The 17,143-nt window shown below is 59.6% G+C and carries 17 protein-coding genes; 8 read left to right on the forward strand and 9 right to left on the reverse strand.

Annotated features, from left to right (window positions below; translation table 11 throughout):
• Nucleotides 1-197: 197 nt before the first annotated feature.
• The 4 genes from groL to CH92_RS15930 form a co-directional block, all read right to left on the reverse strand.
• On the reverse strand, nt 198-1,847 hold the full coding sequence (gene groL / locus CH92_RS15915) for a chaperonin GroEL (protein WP_025242764.1): 1,650 nt from the start codon (nt 1,845-1,847) through the stop codon (nt 198-200).
• Nucleotides 1,848-1,904: 57 nt separating this feature from the next.
• The gene (locus CH92_RS15920; RefSeq protein ID WP_019340746.1) at nt 1,905-2,198 is read right to left on the reverse strand and encodes a co-chaperone GroES; all 294 of its coding nucleotides are present in this window, start codon (nt 2,196-2,198) and stop codon (nt 1,905-1,907) included.
• A 249-nt stretch (nt 2,199-2,447) separates the two neighbouring features.
• Nucleotides 2,448-2,912: an FxsA family protein gene (locus CH92_RS15925; RefSeq protein ID WP_025242765.1), complete on the reverse strand. Its 465-nt coding sequence runs from the start codon at nt 2,910-2,912 to the stop codon at nt 2,448-2,450.
• 126 nt (nt 2,913-3,038) lie between these two features.
• A complete protein-coding gene (locus tag CH92_RS15930; RefSeq protein WP_025242766.1) occupies nt 3,039-3,743 on the reverse strand; it encodes a HugZ family protein in 705 nt (234 codons plus the stop codon).
• A gap of 104 nt (nt 3,744-3,847) precedes the next feature.
• Here CH92_RS15930 and CH92_RS15935 point away from each other — a divergent pair, with 104 nt between their 5' ends.
• Nucleotides 3,848-4,606, forward strand: a complete 759-nt coding sequence (locus CH92_RS15935; RefSeq protein ID WP_025242767.1) for an SDR family oxidoreductase — start codon at nt 3,848-3,850, stop codon at nt 4,604-4,606.
• A 54-nt stretch (nt 4,607-4,660) separates the two neighbouring features.
• On the opposite strand, the gene CH92_RS15940 is transcribed toward CH92_RS15935, so the two are convergent.
• Nucleotides 4,661-5,665 carry a DUF481 domain-containing protein gene (locus CH92_RS15940; RefSeq protein ID WP_025242768.1) on the reverse strand — a complete coding sequence of 335 codons (1,005 nt, stop codon included), beginning with the start codon at nt 5,663-5,665 and terminating at the stop codon, nt 4,661-4,663.
• 138 nt (nt 5,666-5,803) lie between these two features.
• Here CH92_RS15940 and CH92_RS15945 point away from each other — a divergent pair, with 138 nt between their 5' ends.
• Together CH92_RS15945 and CH92_RS15950 are read left to right on the forward strand one after the other, a co-directional pair.
• Complete coding sequence (locus CH92_RS15945) at nt 5,804-6,163, forward strand: MGMT family protein (RefSeq protein ID WP_025242769.1); 360 nt, start codon at nt 5,804-5,806, stop codon at nt 6,161-6,163.
• A gap of 34 nt (nt 6,164-6,197) precedes the next feature.
• Nucleotides 6,198-7,898, forward strand: coding sequence for an AmpG family muropeptide MFS transporter (locus CH92_RS15950; RefSeq protein WP_025242770.1), 1,701 nt, complete (start codon nt 6,198-6,200; stop codon nt 7,896-7,898).
• Nucleotides 7,899-7,944: 46 nt separating this feature from the next.
• Here CH92_RS15950 and CH92_RS15955 read toward each other — a convergent pair whose 3' ends face one another.
• Nucleotides 7,945-8,772 carry a mechanosensitive ion channel family protein gene (locus CH92_RS15955; protein WP_025242771.1) on the reverse strand — a complete coding sequence of 276 codons (828 nt, stop codon included), beginning with the start codon at nt 8,770-8,772 and terminating at the stop codon, nt 7,945-7,947.
• 89 nt (nt 8,773-8,861) lie between these two features.
• A complete protein-coding gene (locus tag CH92_RS15960; RefSeq protein WP_025242772.1) occupies nt 8,862-9,341 on the reverse strand; it encodes a YajQ family cyclic di-GMP-binding protein in 480 nt (159 codons plus the stop codon).
• 145 nt (nt 9,342-9,486) lie between these two features.
• Between CH92_RS15960 and CH92_RS15965 the strand changes: the two genes are divergently transcribed.
• The 5 genes from CH92_RS15965 to CH92_RS15985 are packed head-to-tail and all read left to right on the forward strand — an operon-like array spanning nt 9,487 to nt 15,055.
• The gene (locus CH92_RS15965) at nt 9,487-10,452 is read left to right on the forward strand and encodes a GGDEF domain-containing response regulator (RefSeq protein ID WP_025242773.1); all 966 of its coding nucleotides are present in this window, start codon (nt 9,487-9,489) and stop codon (nt 10,450-10,452) included.
• Complete coding sequence (locus CH92_RS15970) at nt 10,452-11,369, forward strand: putative 2-dehydropantoate 2-reductase (RefSeq protein WP_025242774.1); 918 nt, start codon at nt 10,452-10,454, stop codon at nt 11,367-11,369. The genes CH92_RS15965 and CH92_RS15970 overlap by 1 nt, the downstream gene beginning before the upstream one ends.
• Before the next feature lie 42 nt (nt 11,370-11,411).
• Nucleotides 11,412-13,421, forward strand: a complete 2,010-nt coding sequence (locus CH92_RS15975) for an ATP-binding protein (protein WP_025242775.1) — start codon at nt 11,412-11,414, stop codon at nt 13,419-13,421.
• Nucleotides 13,422-13,443: 22 nt separating this feature from the next.
• A complete protein-coding gene (locus CH92_RS15980) occupies nt 13,444-14,034 on the forward strand; it encodes a cob(I)yrinic acid a,c-diamide adenosyltransferase (RefSeq protein ID WP_025242776.1) in 591 nt (196 codons plus the stop codon).
• On the forward strand, nt 14,027-15,055 hold the full coding sequence (locus CH92_RS15985) for a hypothetical protein (protein WP_025242777.1): 1,029 nt from the start codon (nt 14,027-14,029) through the stop codon (nt 15,053-15,055). Before CH92_RS15980 ends, CH92_RS15985 begins: the two co-directional genes overlap by 8 nt.
• Before the next feature lie 38 nt (nt 15,056-15,093).
• Here the strand turns inward: CH92_RS15985 and CH92_RS15990 are convergent, their stop codons facing one another.
• A complete protein-coding gene (locus CH92_RS15990) occupies nt 15,094-15,867 on the reverse strand; it encodes an alpha/beta hydrolase family protein (RefSeq protein WP_025242778.1) in 774 nt (257 codons plus the stop codon).
• Nucleotides 15,851-16,978, reverse strand: a complete 1,128-nt coding sequence (locus CH92_RS15995; RefSeq protein ID WP_025242779.1) for a DUF3182 family protein — start codon at nt 16,976-16,978, stop codon at nt 15,851-15,853. Before CH92_RS15995 ends, CH92_RS15990 begins: the two co-directional genes overlap by 17 nt.
• Nucleotides 16,979-17,143 lie beyond the last annotated feature (165 nt).

Consider the following 17,143-nt stretch of genomic DNA (forward strand, 5'->3'; position numbering starts at 1 on the left):
ATTCGAATGCTCACCATAGTCCACAATCTGGCTGAGCGTTGAAGAAAATGACAGATGGACAATTGTTGATCAACACTTCCTTTGATATGCAGGCTTCAGGCTGTAAAGATTCATAAGCGCCTGAGCCTTCCAGTAACGAAACGAATAAAAAAGCCCCGCACTCTGGCGGGGCTTTTTATGTAGCGGGGCCGGCTGGCTTACATCATGCCGCCCATGCCACCCATACCGCCCATGCCACCCATGTCCGGCATACCGCCAGCAGCCTTGTCCTCAGCCACTTCGGCGATCATCGCTTCGGTGGTGATCATCAGGCTGGCAATGGAAGCTGCGGCCTGCAGAGCAGAACGAGTCACCTTGGCCGGATCGAGAATACCCATCTCGATCATGTCGCCGTACTCGTCGGTCGCAGCGTTGAAGCCGTAGTTGCCTTCACCCTGCTTGACCTTATCGACCACAACGCTCGGCTCGCCACCGGCGTTGGAAACGATCTGACGCAGCGGCGCTTCAACCGCACGACGCAGCAAGGTGATGCCGACGTTCTGGTCTTCGTTGTCACCCTTGAGGTCGGAGATCGCCTGCAGCGCGCGCACCAGTGCAACACCACCGCCAGGAACCACGCCTTCTTCAACGGCTGCACGAGTCGCATGCAGGGCGTCTTCAACGCGGGCCTTCTTCTCTTTCATCTCGACTTCGGTGCCAGCGCCGACCTTGATCACGGCAACACCGCCAGCCAGCTTGGCCAGACGCTCTTGCAGCTTCTCTTTGTCGTAGTCGGAGGTGGTGTCTTCAACCTGCTTGCGAATCTGCGCAACGCGGGCTTCGATGTCGACCTGCTGACCAGCACCATCGATGATGGTGGTGTTTTCCTTGTTCAGCACGACGCGCTTGGCGTTACCCAGGTGCTCCAGGGTAGCGGTTTCCAGGCTCAGGCCTACTTCTTCGGAAATCACGGTACCGCCAGTCAGGATGGCGATGTCCTGCAGCATGGCCTTGCGGCGATCGCCGAAACCAGGGGCCTTGACGGCAGCAACCTTGACGATGCCGCGCATGTTGTTGACGACCAGGGTCGCCAGGGCTTCGCCTTCGACGTCTTCAGCCACGATCAGCAGCGGACGACCGGCTTTGGCAACGCCTTCCAGCACCGGCAGCAGTTCGCGAATGTTGGAGATCTTCTTGTCGACCAGCAGCAGCATCGGGCTGTCGAGTTCGGCCACCATGGTGTCCGGCTTGTTGATGAAGTAAGGGGACAGGTAGCCACGGTCGAACTGCATGCCTTCTACGACAGACAGCTCGTTTTCCAGGCCCGAGCCTTCTTCAACAGTGATGACGCCTTCTTTGCCGACCTTTTCCATGGCTTCGGCGATGATCGCGCCGATGGAGCTGTCGGAGTTGGCGGAGATGGTGCCAACTTGAGCGATGGCCTTGAAGTCAGCGCATGGCTTGGACTGGTTCTTCAGCTCGGCAACGATGGCGATGGTGGCCTTGTCGATGCCGCGCTTCAGATCCATCGGGTTCATGCCGGCAGCGACGGCCTTCAGGCCTTCGTTGACGATCGACTGAGCCAGAACGGTAGCGGTGGTGGTGCCGTCGCCGGCGTCATCGTTGGCGCGGGAGGCAACGTCCTTGACCAGCTGCGCGCCCATGTTTTCGAAACGATCCTTCAGCTCGATTTCCTTGGCAACGGAAACGCCATCCTTGGTGATGGTCGGAGCGCCAAAGCTCTTCTCGATGACGACGTTACGGCCTTTCGGGCCGAGGGTCGCTTTTACCGCGTCAGCCAGGACGTTGACGCCAACCAGCATTTTCTTGCGAGCGGAATCGCCGAATTTAACTTCTTTAGCAGCCATGTTGATTCTTCCTCAAATTCTGTTGATGGAACGCTATCGCTATAAAGCGAGCGCTGATCAGGCTTCGACGACGGCGAGGATTTCGTTCTCGCTCATCACCAGCAGGTCTTCACCGTCGACCTTGACGGTGTTGCTGCCGGAGTAAGGGCCGAATACGACCTGATCGCCAACCTTGACGGCCAGCTGACGGACTTCGCCGTTGTCCAGAACGCGGCCAGTGCCTACGGCGACGATTTCGCCACGGTTTGGCTTCTCGGCAGCGGAGCCCGGCAGCACGATGCCGCCGGCGGTCTTGGTTTCTTCTTCGCTGCGACGAATCACGACGCGGTCATGCAGAGGACGAAGCTTCATTGTCGATCTCTCCTAGTACAGTGGTTTCCATGCCGATGAATTTCATCGACGGGTTGGGCAAATCCGGCGGTGCCGGTTGCGGCCCGCTATGCGGGCCGCAGAAGACGGACTGTCAAACACGACAGCGACCTTGCGGTGACCGCTACATGCGGGCGACAAAAAATGATTTCAAGGGCGCATCGCTGATTTTTTTGAATTGAGAAATGAAAAAGGCATGCCTGCGCATGCCTTTTCTCCAGCGACCAAGCATCACTTGTCGCGGCGCTCCCACTCACCCTCAATCACATTGGGTCGCTGGGGCCCAGCATGGCGCTCTTGTTGCTGACGCAGGTCGTCGGCAAAAGCACGACGGCGCTGGGCCTGAGCCTCGACACGGCGCCCGACGAAATTGAGAAACAGCTTGCGCGACGGCGGAAACAACACCAGCAGCGCGACGATGTCGCTGAGAAAGCCCGGAAGGAACAGCAAGCCGCCAGCGACGGCCATCATCAGTCCCTGAAGCATTTCCTGCTCGGGCAGCTCGCCACGAGCCAACCGCTCACGTGCACGCCAGGCGGTGGCAAAGCCTGCCAGACGCAAGAGCAGGATGCCGGCCATGCCGCTGATGATCAGCAACAGGATGGTCGGCAATACGCCAATCGAGCTGCCGACCTTGATCAGCAACGCCAGCTCAGCCAGCGGAAACAAGAGAAACAGCAGTAAGAAAATACGCATCGATAGTCCTTGACGGAAGAACGGCTTCCGATCTCGTGTAGATGACGGCAGCCTGAACCGAATTCAACCCATAAAGGGAACAGGCTGTAACCGGATTATTCACCCCTGTGCTTACGTCAGGCTGAATCAGCGCCGCGCCATCGCCACCAACGCCTGCCGCACTGCGCCCGGATTGTCACAGGGATCTGGAAACGCCAGCCAGTGAATGGTCTGACCGATGCGCAGGTGGATACCCTCGCTGTCGATACCGACCATGATGGCTTCAGGTGCGGCCGGTAGGCCTGCTTGCTCGACGTAATGGGCGATCGCCGCGGCGTGGTCGTTGTTCATGTGATCGAGCATTTCGCTCTCGCCGCCGTTCGCCCGTGCAAATGGATTGGCCTGCGCCACGTCGTCCAACCAGTGGATCGCTCCAAAGCCCCCGATGTAGCGCCAACGCACCGGCTGAAGAACCCAGAAGTCGAAGTCATGTGCGCGGTGGTAATCGCTTGACTCAGGGAAATAACGGTAATAGCGCGCCGCCGCCGCGTCTATAGCCGGCGCATCTGTGAGCTTTCGCGCCTCAGCGAGCACCGTAAGCCGGCCGTTCGCTTGCACGTCTTCTGCACCGCGCTCGGCTACCAGCAACGAACACCGAGGGTCAGATTGAAGATTTTTCGTGTGTTGAGCAATTCGGCTGATCAGGATCAGCGGCCAGCCTTCCTCGCTCAGGCAGTACGGAACCGCCGAGCCGAAAGGAAATCCCGGCATGCTCCTGGAGTGCGTCGAGAGCACACCGCGGTATTCCTTGAGCAGGAGTTGTCGGGCATGCTTGGCGGTTTCAGCGCTCACGGGTGCTCCTGGAAAGCTTGTCTGGTTCAACGAGTCACCAGCATAACGTTTTCGCCAGCGGACGTCGTTTACCGGCTTCCTCATCTATCAAGAAGGAAAGGTGCATGCAGCTAAAAGACAAGGTCATCATTATCACTGGCGGCGGACAGGGTTTGGGACGTGCAATGGGCGAATACCTCGCCGGTAAAGGCGCGCAACTGGCCTTGGTCGATCTCAACCAGGATCGCCTCGACGAGGCGGTAGCCGCCTGCAAGAGCGCCGGAGGCGAAGCCCGCGCCTATCTGTGCAATGTTGCCAACGAAGAGCAGGTCAGCCACATGGTCGCCCAAGTGAGCGAGGACTTCGGCGCGCTGGATGGCCTGGTCAACAACGCCGGCATCCTGCGCGACGGCATGACCATCAAACTCAAGGATGGCGAACTGTCGAAAATGAGCCTCGCCCAGTGGCAGGCGGTGATCGATGTGAACCTGACCGGCGTGTTCTTATGCACCCGTGAGGTCGCGGCAAAAATGATCGAGCTCAAGCGCCAGGGTGCGATCGTCAATATCTCTTCGATCTCGCGCGCCGGCAATATGGGCCAGGCCAACTATTCGGCCGCCAAGGCCGGTGTCGCAGCGGATACGGTGGTCTGGGCCAAGGAACTGGCGCGCTATGGCATCCGTGTCGCCGGCGTCGCACCCGGATTTATCGAGACCGAGATGGTCGCCAGTATGAAGCCCGAAGCACTGGCAAAGATGACCGCTGGCATTCCACTTAAGCGGCTCGGCAAACCGATGGAGATCGCTCATTCGGTCGCCTACATCTTCGAGAACGACTATTACACTGGCCGCATCCTCGAACTGGATGGCGGGCTGCGGTTGTAATCCCCCCAAAAACGAAACCGGGCGCATGAGCGCCCGGTGTGCAACTGCCTCAGCTTACCAACCGATACCAAAGCCAATGCTGTAGTTGGTTTCGTCCAGATTGCTTTCGGCGCCGCTGACCAGATCCTTCTCGGCCTTCATATTAAGCGATGCCCAATCGGTCACCTTGTAACGCAACCCGATTTCGGCATCAAGTTGGTAGTCGGCGACATTTTCCAGCGGCTTGCCGATTTCACCATTGCTGAACAGCTCGAAAGTCTTGCCGACCAGATAGCGGTTGTAGTTCCACTTCATCGCGAGGGAGTAGAAGTCTGCAGTATTGCCGTTGGCGAACTCGTAGTCGCTGCGGTTGATCAGCGACGCCAGCGAGAAAGCGCCAAGCTCGTTGTCCCAGAACTGGTAACCAGGACCGGTACCAATGGTGCGCTGGCGCCGAACATCTTCAATCTTGTCGCGTTTATACTCCAATCGCCCTTGCCAGAACCAGTGCTCATCGAGGAAACGGTCAAGCGCGTATTCGGCATCCCAGTTGTCCGTTGAAGTCACACCGTCGCTGTATTCGCGGTTGTAGTTGCCGGTGCCGTTATGACGCCAGCGGCCATGCCGAGCCGAAGTCTTGAACGATATGTCGTAGTCGTCCGTGTCGGTTTCGGCACGCTTGTAGTCCATTGCTACGTCGACGTTACCTTTCCAGGTCAAATCCTGAACCAGCGGTTTCGGATGGATAATCTGCTGGATGCTGGATAATTCGACCGTACGCGGTGCCCCGCCGTTGCTGAGCGTGACCTTGCCATCGTCAGCGGCCTGAAGTGACTTGGCCACCTCTCCGGTGACGTCGTCCTGCTTGACCAACAGTTGCTGGTTGCTTTCCAGCGTCGCAACCTGACTCCACTTCACGGGTATCGAGCCGCCATAGTCGGTTTCGATCAACAATTTTCCACCATCGAGCACGCTGATCTTGCCGGTTAGGCGATCGCCATTCTTAAGCCAGACAGTGTCGGCGAGCGATGGCAAAGAGAAGAGCGAAAGTGACACGCAAAGCAGGGTTCTGGAGAACATAAAAGACTGAATATCTGCACAGATGGGGTTAGAAAGGCAGGCATTATCCCTATGCTTTGAATCACAGCAAGCACTGACCGTCGAATAGCAAACGAGTTCAGCCGTCAACGCAGCAAGCCTAATCGCACAGGACATTCCATGATCGAACAACCGCCTATGCTCGCGCCCGCTGCCGAAGCCGAATCGCGCCGGGCGGCTGTCTATCTGGTCATGGCGCAAATTCCCGAGGGCAAGGTGGTGAGCTACGGCGAACTGGCCAGCATGGCCGGGCTCGGTCGTGCGGCGCGTTGGGTTGGCAGGCTGATGTCGCAGTTGCCCGAGGGCACCCGCCTACCTTGGCATAGGGTAATCGCGGCCGGCGGACGACTCAGCTTGCCAGCGGGAACAGCCGCTGGACATGAGCAGCGTATGCGTCTGCGTGCCGAGGGGATAACCATCGTCAACGACCGCGTCGACATACGTCGGCATGGCTGGCATTGGGCGGAGCACAGCGGGTAGAGTGCGCGCTTCATGTCTATAACCGTCCTGTCATATGTCCCGTGAAACCTGGCGTACCGCCCTCGCCGCCTATGCCAGCCCCGCCTCACTGACGTTGCTGGTGCTTGGCTTCGCCGCAGGCCTCCCCGCTATCCTGGTGTTTTCCACGCTTTCGGTGTGGCTACGCGAAGCGGGCGTCTCGCGCGAAACGATCGGCTTCGCCAGCTGGATCAGCCTGGCCTATGCCTTCAAATGGGTCTGGTCGCCGATGCTCGACCAGTGGCGTCTGCCCTGGATTGGCGCGCTGGGGCGGCGCCGTTCGTGGTTGGTGCTGTCACAATCGGTGATTGCCATCGGCCTGGTCGGCATGGCGTTGTGCAACCCTCAATACAACCTGACCATGCTGATTGCGCTCGCTGTCGCGGTGGCTTTCGCCTCGGCGACTCAGGACATCGCCATCGACGCCTATCGCTTGGAGATTGCCGAGGACAAACTGCAGGCAACCCTGGCGGCGACCTATATGACGGGCTACCGGATCGCCATGCTATTGGCGAGCGCCGGCGCGCTGTTTCTCGCCGAATGGCTGGGTTCGACCAATATCGAGTACAGCCAGAGCGCATGGGCGACCACCTATATCGCCTTCGCGTTGCTGATTTTGCCGGGCCTGGTCACTAGCCTGCTTATTCCCGAGCCAGAAGGTGCTGCGCCGCTGCCCAACGAGCCCTCGAAGTACAGCTTCAACCACCAATTGGCGGGTGTCGGCTTGCTGCTGGTTCTGCTGGTATCCCTGCCGGCGATGATCAACGCGCTGATCGCACAGGCCTGGCCGCGTGCGACCTTGTATCTGTTGCTCATCATCGGTTCGCTGTCGCCCTGGGGCCGCGCGCTGCTGGTGCCCGTTCGACAGATGCTGCACCAGGCAGGCCAGCGCCAGCGCCCGCCGCGGTTCGATTTCGTCCATCAGGCTGTGTCGGTCATCGTGCTGATCATCCTGATGGTGTCGACCACCGGCATGTTCCAATCCTACTGGGGCGGTTACTGGCCGCGCGGCACCATGTACCTGTTGATCTGCTGGGGCTGTCTCTCCGGCCCAGGACGGATACTGATGGGACCCGTCCTGACGCCGATCACCGATTTCATCTTCCGCTACCGCTGGCAGGCGCTGCTGCTGTTGGGGCTGATCGCCACCTACCGGATGTCCGACACCGTAATGGGGGTCATGGCTAATGTCTTCTACATTGACCAGGGCTTCAGCAAGGATCAGATCGCCAGCGTCAGTAAGCTGTTCGGGCTGATCATGACCCTGCTCGGGGCTGCTTTTGGGGGCCTTTTGATCGTGCGCTTCAATATACTGCCCATCCTGTTCGTCGGTGGCCTTGCGTCCGCTGCAACCAACCTCATGTTCATGCTGTTGGTGGAAATGGGCGCCAACCTGAACATGCTGATCGTCACCATCTCCTGCGACAACTTCAGCGGAGGTCTGGCCTCCACCGCCTTTGTCGCCTACCTGTCGAGCCTCACCAACCTGAAATTCTCGGCCACGCAGTACGCGCTGCTGAGCTCGTTGATGTTGTTGTTGCCACGGCTATTGGGCGGCTATTCCGGTGTCATGGTCGAGCACCTCGGGTACAGCGACTTCTTTCTGGTCACCGCATTGCTCGGTGTGCCGACGCTGGTACTTATCGCCTGGCAGTGGTCACGCAGCCGCAGGCAGCTGGAGCCGGGCGATCCCATGGCCAGTACTGAGCGAAGCTAAAAAGAAAGCCGGCAGCATTGCCGGCTTTGCTTTCCTTGGCTGGGCCTTAGCTCTGCTGGACCAGATGCACCACACGTTGCGGAAACGGTATGCCAATTCCCGCCTCGTCGAAGCGCTCCTTGACCCGCTCGGTGAAGCCGAAGGTCACCGGCCAGAAGTCGCCTGTGGCAACCCACACCCGCAGAGACAAATTGACCGAGCTGTCAGCCAGTGCAACGACGTGCACCACGGGTTCGGGATCGCGCAGCACACGTTCGTCTTCGGCGATTTCCAGCAGAATCTTACGTGCCAGCTTGATATCGGCGCCGTAATCGATGCCGATGTTTATGTCTGCGCGACGACGCGGCTCACGGGAATAGTTGGTGATGTGTCCGTTGGACAGGCTGCCGTTGGGCACCACGATGGTCTTGTTATCGCCCGACTTGAGTACGGTATGGAAGATCTGGATCGCATGCACTGTACCGGCCACGCCCTGGGCTTCGATCCACTCGCCGACGCGTATCGGACGGAAGACCAGAATCAGCACGCCCCCGGCGAAGTTGGCCAGACTGCCCTGCAAGGCCAAGCCAATCGCCAGGCCGGCGGCACCTATCACTGCAATGAAGGATGTCGTCTCGACGCCGATCATCGATGCCACGCTGATCAGCAATAGCGCTTTAAGAATGATGCTCGACAGGCTTTCGATGAACCCGTGCAGCGAGGGGTCGACCTGACGGCGGTTCAATATGCCACCGACCTTGCCGACTAGCTTACTGATCAGCCACCAGCCCAACAGGAAGGTGAAAAGCGCTAGCGTCACTTGAGCACCGTACTGAATGACAATCGGCAACCAGGCCTCGGAAAGCTCGACGAGATAATCGACACTGAAATCCATTGGATGGAGTCTCCTTTTTGGGGCACCGAGCCTCCGGCTGCGCGGAATCGCTCGGCTAAAACGGGGAAGGCACGCGCACGTGCGGTAATTTAGTCGCGGAAGTTATTGAATTGCAGTGGCATGCCGAAGTCCTTTGCCCGCAGCAAGGCAATGGCTTCCTGCAGATCGTCGCGCTTCTTGCCGGTCACTCGAACCTGTTCACCCTGGATAGCCGCTTGCACCTTGAGCTTGGCATCTTTGATATGGGCGACGATCTTCTTGGCGAGTTCCTTGTCGATGCCTTCGCGCAGCACGACGTCTTGCTTGACCGATTTGCCGGACGGATAGGGATCCTTGAATTCCAGACACTGAATATCGATCTTGCGCTTGACCAGGCTCAGCTTGAGGATCTCCAGCATCTGCTCCAGCTGGAAATCGGCATCGGCAGTCAGATGGATCGTCAGCTCCTTGAGCTCAAAAGTACCTTTACCGCGCAGGTCGTAACGCCGGTCCAGTTCCTTGAGGGCATTGTCGACGGCATTGGTGACTTCGTGTTTGTCCAGTTCTGACACCACGTCGAACGAGGGCATGGGCTTCCTCCTATAAAAAACGGCGCAACGGTGTGATCCAGCGCGCTTAGCTTGACGGTTCAAATGGGCCATCATTATAACTGTTCAAGCCAATGACGCCCCGCTACCTGGCGTTACGGCACTCCTCTTTCTCCGAGCCCCATGAATGCCCAACCCTCAACTCAGCATCCTGGTGGTCGACGACGCCAAGTTTTCCAGCGTGATGATCGGTCGTGTGCTGTCCAAAGCCGGTTACGAAGACGTTCGCTTCGCCAATAGCGCCAGCGCTGCGCTGGAACTGATCGAGCAGCGCCCTGCGAACGTTCTGCTCGCCGATTGGCTGATGCCGGAAATGGACGGCCTGGAGCTGACTGCCCAGGTGCGTCAGCAGGATGAAATGTCCGATCATTACACCTACATCATCCTCCTGACCGGGCGCGACGGTCAGGACGTGCTGAGCAAAGCCTTCGATCACGGCGTGGATGACTTCATTGGCAAGTCGGTCATGAACGACCAATTGGTACCTCGTATATATGCGGCCGATCGCCTCTGTGGCTCGCTACAACGACTGATGCGGGAAAACCGCCTGCTGACCGAGAACATCGCCAGACTGGAACAACGCAACCTGATCGATCCGGTCACCGGGCTCGGGAATACCCGATACCTTCATCAGCGGCTCGCCGACAGCATGCGCCAGATCGAAAGCCGTGGTGGGGCGCTGTGTTACCTGGTAATAGGCCTGCCGGAGATTTATAGCCAACGGCAGCGCTACGGCGAGCAGTTTCACCAGGAGCTGCTTCGAGGTGTGGCCAGACGCTTGCAGCAACTGGTGCGCCCGCTGGATGTGCTCACCTGCCTGGATGAGGGGCATTTCGGTCTACTCACCCTCGTCGACGATCTACGCGGCTGCTCGCCGAGCAGTTTCAAACGTTTACACGATGGCCTTAACCTCAAGGCGTTCAAGACCAGCGAGGGCTTTATCTCGATCAAGGCCGGCATCGGTCTGGTCAGCCTCGATGCGAGCACCCTGCCCGCCCAGCCCCGCGCAATCACCGACCGCGCCGAGACCCTGTTACCCAACGCATACGCGACCGGACGTATCGTGCCCCTGCGTTACGCACAGCCAGCCTGATGACCACCGCCTGGCATGTTCTTGGCGCTGGCAGCCTTGGGGGGCTCTGGGCAACGCGGCTGTTTCGCGCCGGCGTACCAGTGCGGATCATCCTGCGCACTTCGGAACGGCTCGCCGATTACCACGCCGCAGGTGGCCTGGGCCTGGTCGAGGATGGGCAGCTGCATGTCTATCCCGTGCCGGTGGAGCTGCCTGATGCCAGCGCACCGATAAGGCGACTGCTGGTCGCCTGCAAGGCCTACGATGCCGAAGCCGCCATAGCCGGGGTGGCGCCGCGACTGATCAAAGGAGCGGAAATTCTCCTGTTACAGAATGGGCTGGGAAGCCAGCAAGCCATTGCCGAGCGCTGGCCGAAAAGCCGCTGCGTATTCGTCTCCAGCACCGAAGGGGCTTATCGTCAGGCTGATTTCCGTATCGTCCACGCTGGCCAAGGACATAACTGGCTGGGCGGACCTGACCATAGCGTCCTGCCCTCATGGCTCGCCGAGCTGGGCGCCGCCGGCATCCCCTACGCCTGGGCGGACGATATCCTTGGCAAGCTGTGGCGCAAGCTGGCGATCAACTGCGCTATCAATCCGCTAACCGTTCTGCATGACTGCCGCAACGGCGAATTACTGACTCACCGCATATTGGTCCATGGACTCTGTACCGAACTCGGTGAGCTGCTTCGGGTTTGCAACCAGGCTGAGGCCGCCGATGGGCTCGAAGACGACGTGCTGCGCGTAGCAGAAGCGACAGCCAACAACTACTCATCGATGCAGCAAGACGTACGAAGCGGGCGCCGGACCGAGGTCAGCTTCTTGCTGGGCCAAGCTTGTCGCACCGCGCAGCAGCACGGTCTTCGGACGCCCGAACTGTGCGGGTTGCTCGAGCGGCTCCAGGCGTTCCTGCGTCATCACCGATTGCCCGCGGACTGAGGCACCGCTACCCTGCTGAAACACCCTTCTTCCGTGCCTGTCATGACCCTGCGCCAGCGCCTTGAAAATCTCCCGGTCGGCCGCAAGTTGCTGGTCGCCCTGCTCGTACTGCTTGCTGCAGTGCTGCTGGTGTCCAACCTGGCCTTCATCAGCGCGGCCTATTGGATCTCCCGCCAGAGCGTCGCGCCTCAGGCGATGCACACACTCGGCGCTCTACTCGCGACCCCCGAACTGAGCGATCGCGCACTGAGATCCGCAACGGCCGCCGATGAGCTGCTGCAGAAGCTGAACGACTACGCCCCGCTGCGTGCAGCCGTGGTCTACGACAGCGCCGGTAGGCGCCTGGCACAGTTGTATCGCGGCGATCCGCTCGATCTCCCGCAGCAGGTCAGCGAAATGCCGACATGGCAGAAAACCGAGATGCGCGCCAACCTGCTAGTGGAGCTGCCGCAAACCTCAGGGCCTCCGGGTTATCTGCTAATCATTGCCAGCAGCGAACTGCCCGGGGCTTTCTATACCGGCACCCTGACTGCCAGTCTCGCCATTCTGCTGGCCAGTCTGCTGCTCTGGGCGTTGGTGGCCCGACAGATCCGCCAGGCGATTACCCGTCCGATCCGCGACCTCGAAGCCCTCTCCCGCCAGGTCACGCGCGAAGAAAACTATTCCCTGCGGGCGACGGCGAAAAACCAGGATGAAATTGGCCATCTGGCCGATGCCTTCAACACGATGCTTTCGCGCATGGAGGCACGCGAACAGCAACTCAAGCGTGCCCGCGACGATGCTCAGGATGCGTTCGACCACGCCCAGGGCCTGGCGGAGGAAACCCGTCATTCCAACCGTAAGCTCGAGCTGGAAGTACAGGTTCGCAGCAAGATCGAGAAGAAGCTCACCGGCTTTCAGAACTACCTCAACAGCATCATCGATTCGATGCCCTCGGTGCTCATCGCACTGGACGAACAACTCTATGTGACTCAATGGAATCAGCAGGCCAGTGCGCTCTCCGGCACCTCCATTGATGACGCACTGAACCAACCCGTATTCATCGCCTTCGAGCCACTGAAACCCTTCCTGACTCAGATTCGCCGAACCTCCGAACGCCACCAGGTGGAGAAGATCGAGCGAGTCACCTGGATGTTCAACGACGAGCTCCGCCACTACGCGCTGACGCTTTATCCGTTGATGGGCGGCGGTGGCCGCGGCGTGGTGATCCGCATCGACGACATCACCGAGCGCATCAATATGGAAGAAATCATGGTGCAGTCGGAAAAGATGCTGTCGGTGGGTGGCCTTGCCGCGGGCATGGCGCACGAGATCAATAATCCCCTGGGGGCTATTCTGCATAATGCGCAAAACATCCGCCGACGCCTGTCGCCGGATCTGGAGCGAAACCGCGACGCCGCCGCCGAAACCGGCGTACAGCTGGAAGCCGTGAATCAATACCTGCAGCAGCGGGAAATCCCGCAATTACTCGATGGGATTCAACAGGCCGGCTCGCGCGCAGCCAAGATCGTCAGCCATATGCTGAGCTTCAGTCGCCTGAGCAACCGGCAACTGGCCGAGTGCCAACTGACCGTGCTGATCGATCAAGCGCTGGAGATCGCGGGCAGTGATTTCGCACTGCTAGACGGCTTCGATTTCCGTTCCATCGAGATCATCCGTGACTTCGATCCGCAAGTAGACCGCGTGCCCTGTATCGGTAACGAAGTCGAACAGGTGCTACTGAACCTGCTGAAAAACGCCGCGCAGGCCATCCACCAAAAACCGGATCGTGGCCGCGGGCTGATCACCCTGCGTACGCGCCTGAATCCACCGTGGGCCGAGATCCAGGTGGAAGACAACGGCGGCGGAATTCCCGAACACATACGCAAGCGAATCTTCGAGCCTTTTTTCACCACCAAAGAGGTGGGTCAGGGAACCGGCTTGGGTCTTTCCGTTTCGTATTTCATCATCACCAATAATCACAAGGGCCAGATGGAGGTTCAAAGCAGGCCGGATCAGGGGACCGTTTTTACCCTGCGCCTGCCGCTGGCATCGACCCCCGACACTAATTGAAGCTGAAACAGGGAAGCCATCGATGGGCAATCGACTCTCCAAGATCTACACCCGCACCGGCGACGCTGGCGAAACCGGCCTGGCCGATGGGCGCCGCGTCCCCAAGGATCATCCGCGAATCGAAGCCATGGGCGAGATCGATACGCTCAACAGCCAGCTGGGTCTGCTGCTCGCCGAGCTGGCCGAAGCCCAGGCACGCTGGCCGGATCTGGCTGAACTGATCGAAGTCCTGAGTCCTTGCCAGCACCGTCTGTTCGACCTGGGCGGTGAGTTAGCGATGCCGGATTATCAAGCGTTGACCGACGCCGAGGTGGCCCGTCTTGAGGCAGCGATCGACCAATGGAATGCCGAACTCGGACCGCTCGAGGATTTCATCATGCCGGGTGGCACGCGATTGATCGCGCTCGCGCATCTATGTCGCAGCATGGCTCGCACTGGCGAAAGGCGCTGTCAGCAGCTCAATGCAACCGAGCCGCTGCGTCCCGTCGGGCTGGCCTATCTCAATCGCCTGTCGGATCTGTTCTTCGTGGTTGCTCGGCTGATCGCGCGTCGCCAAGGCTGCGCCGAAATTCTCTGGCATGCCGCCAGCGCGCCAGACAGTACCGATGCCTGAACGAAGCGCAGATCGGCGCGAACGCTTCCGTAACGGGCTGCACGCAGCCTGGGAAGCATTTGTCGTTCTGCTGGTATGCATCAATCTCGGGTTGATCGTGTTCGACAGCCTGTTCAACGTACCACTGGTCAATCAGGTCTTTGCCGAATGGTTGCCCACGCTGCACCAGCGCTACGACACGCTGATTCACCGCAACTTCCAACTGATTGATCTCGGCTTCGTCGCCGTATTTGTGCTCGACGTGCTTCTCGGCTGGACCGTTGCCCTGTTCGAGCGGCGTTACGCGCGCTGGTACTACTATCCTTTCGCCCACTGGTACGACGTGCTCGGTTGTATACCGCTGAGCGGTTTCCGCTGGCTGCGTATTTTGCGGGTCGGCAGCTTGCTGATTCGGCTACAACGTCTGGGTCTGATCGATATTCGTCAATGGGCGATCTTCGGCCTGGTCTATCGCTACTATTCGCTCTTGCTCGAAGAGTTGTCCGATCGCGTCATGGTTCGGCTGTTCAGCCGTATGCAGCAAGAAATAGGCGCCAGCGATGACCTGTCCCGAAGGCTGCTTGAGGAAGTGGTGAGGCCGCGCAAGGAGCGACTGCTCGACGATCTGTCTCGACGCCTGAACGGCATGTTGGAGGGCGGCTACCGGGATAACCGTGGCGCCATCGAAGGCTACGTCGGCGGACTGATCCATCAGGCGCTGGCGAATAACCCCGAAGTGAGCCGCCTGCGTCGCCTACCGTTGGGTGACCGGGTCGCCGAAACGTTGGACGAAGCCCTCACCGACATCGCGGCACGGCTACTAAAGGGTGCGATAGATGGCCTGCAGGGCGCTCAATTCCAGCGATTGGCCCGCAATCTGGCCGACGAATGCTTCGAGGCCTGGGTTTACCAGGACGAGAACACTGATCTCGCGCTGGAAGAATTGCTGGTCGATGTTATAGAAGTGCTCAAGCAGCAAGTGCTCGACCGACGCTGGAGCCGCTTTGTCGGGCCCATCGAGCCGCCAACCCCACCGGGCTAGACTCCGTTACTGGCCACGTAGCGAAACATCAACAGGCCCTAACACGACTTCGCGGCAGCCGGACCGTGCTGTTGATCGATACGCGCACCGACAACCATCTCAGTGGCCCAGTTGACGAGGATATCCGTATAGGCCTTTTGGCAGCTTTCATTGGCCAACGCATGATCGGCGCCGAGGATGATGCGGTGGGTCAGCGAGTGGGTCTGCTGAAAGGCCGCCCGATAACTCATGATCGTGCTGTGCGGGACCAGGTGATCGTGTTCCGACTCGACGATCAGCACATCGCCGCGAAACTTGGCGCAAGCTGCCAACGCTCGGTTCTCCTCTGGAGCTACCCGTCGGCCACGCAGCTGATTGAGCCTGTCGCGATTCAGCTGTCGCTTGGGCACCGTCCAGTCATCATCGCCGTATAGGGCCGGCACACGCATTGCCAGCCATCTGACCGGTCGCCAGGATGTGAGCAATGCGGCCAGATAGCCGCCATAACTGGTGCCCACCACAGCGATTGCCGAGGGGTCGATGTTCGGGTGCTGCGCCAGCAGATCGTAAGCCGCCAGCAGGTCGCGCAGATTCTGCTCGCGCGTGACGGTCTGCTGTTGCGCCAAAGTCAGGGCATGACCACGCAGGTCGAACGACAGGCAGATGCAACCTAGCCCAGCGATGCCGCGAGCGCGTGCCAGATCGCGTTCCTGGCTGCCGCCCCAGCCATGCACGAAGAGTACGCCCGGCAATTTTGTCGGAGGCGACAGGAAGGTGCCGGCAATGTGTTCGTCATCTACAAGGATGTCCACGCTTTCACTCTGGGTTGCCATAATCCTCCACCAATGCGTATTTGGTTATGAAACCGACTTCAGCGTCGTCACCGCGAAACAGCACGGTCGCACTTTCAGGGACGGTCGACTCACCGTAAAGCTCGACCGATGACGCATGAACGACCTTCCCGCCTTTGCCTTGGGCGAATACCTCCAGCGCCGCGACCTCCGCACTGCTGGCGCCGCCGATCCGCCAGGACTGCTCCAGCACGCCGGAACAGGCACGCCCTCGGCTATCGATGCCCTGAGCGATGTCGTAGTTGCGCCGAGAGGCATAGAAGTTACGAAAGCAAGCCGACGCGGCGGCGTCATAGACTTGAGCCTGAGAGATGGCAAGACGGGTCGTTTCCGGCAGATCCAGATCCAGCAGCGTATCGAAATCGCCGTCGACGACCAGTAGATCCGAACCACCGTAAACGGTCACACCTGCATTGTCAGGGGTAAGACGCTGGGTCCCGTAATAGCTCAGGATTCGTCCCGCAGCGCTTATCTGCCCCACACTGAACGTGGTCACATGTTCCAGGTTTGCCTCGAGGACCAGCCCGTATTGAGCCAACTCAGCTTCGTCCAGCCCCCCCAGTACATGATCCAGTGCCTGAACCGTGGTCACCCGTTCCTGTCCGCGACCACCGGTGGCCCGTACCGGTTTGATTCGCAGTGCCCCTTCGTTCAGCAGACGCCGCCCAGCCTCACGCGCATCATGCAGGGAGAACACACTGTAGCCGGGCAAAACGCTGCCCGTGACGCGCCGGGAGAACTCTCGCGACCAGCCAATGGGCGAGTCGGCATCTGGGCGTACCAGAGGATGGGTAATCGCCTTGGTTTCGATAAATGCATGCGGTACGACACCGCCAAACAAGTCCCGCTCGCCCTCCAACCCCAACTCGCGTGCCAGGCTGGAGCCAACCACGGTGCTGGAAGGCACGAAATAGAGCGGACACGCATAGCTGGTCTCTCGGTCGTATTCACCGAGAAAGGCCAGCCCTTGCAGCGCTGCCAACCGTTTGGCGAGTTGCTCGTGCACAACCTTTTCGTGCTCGGGCTCGTTGGCTCGATTGGTCAGGGTTACCACAGCCCCCCGGGCGTCTTGCGGGGTATCCGCACTCTTCATAGGTGGACTCGCTCCATGGACTACAGGTACATGTACGACGAAGTGTCGATAGACGCTCCCGTCGCTCGTTTCCACCCGACCAAAGCGGATCCGGTGTATCGAATAGACCCCCGATTTACGCTATCTATCCTGCAACCCAGCCCGCTGCGACCCGACACCAGCCCT

The organism is Stutzerimonas stutzeri (genome assembly GCF_000590475.1).
Taxonomy (GTDB): Bacteria; Pseudomonadota; Gammaproteobacteria; order Pseudomonadales; family Pseudomonadaceae; genus Stutzerimonas; species Stutzerimonas stutzeri_D.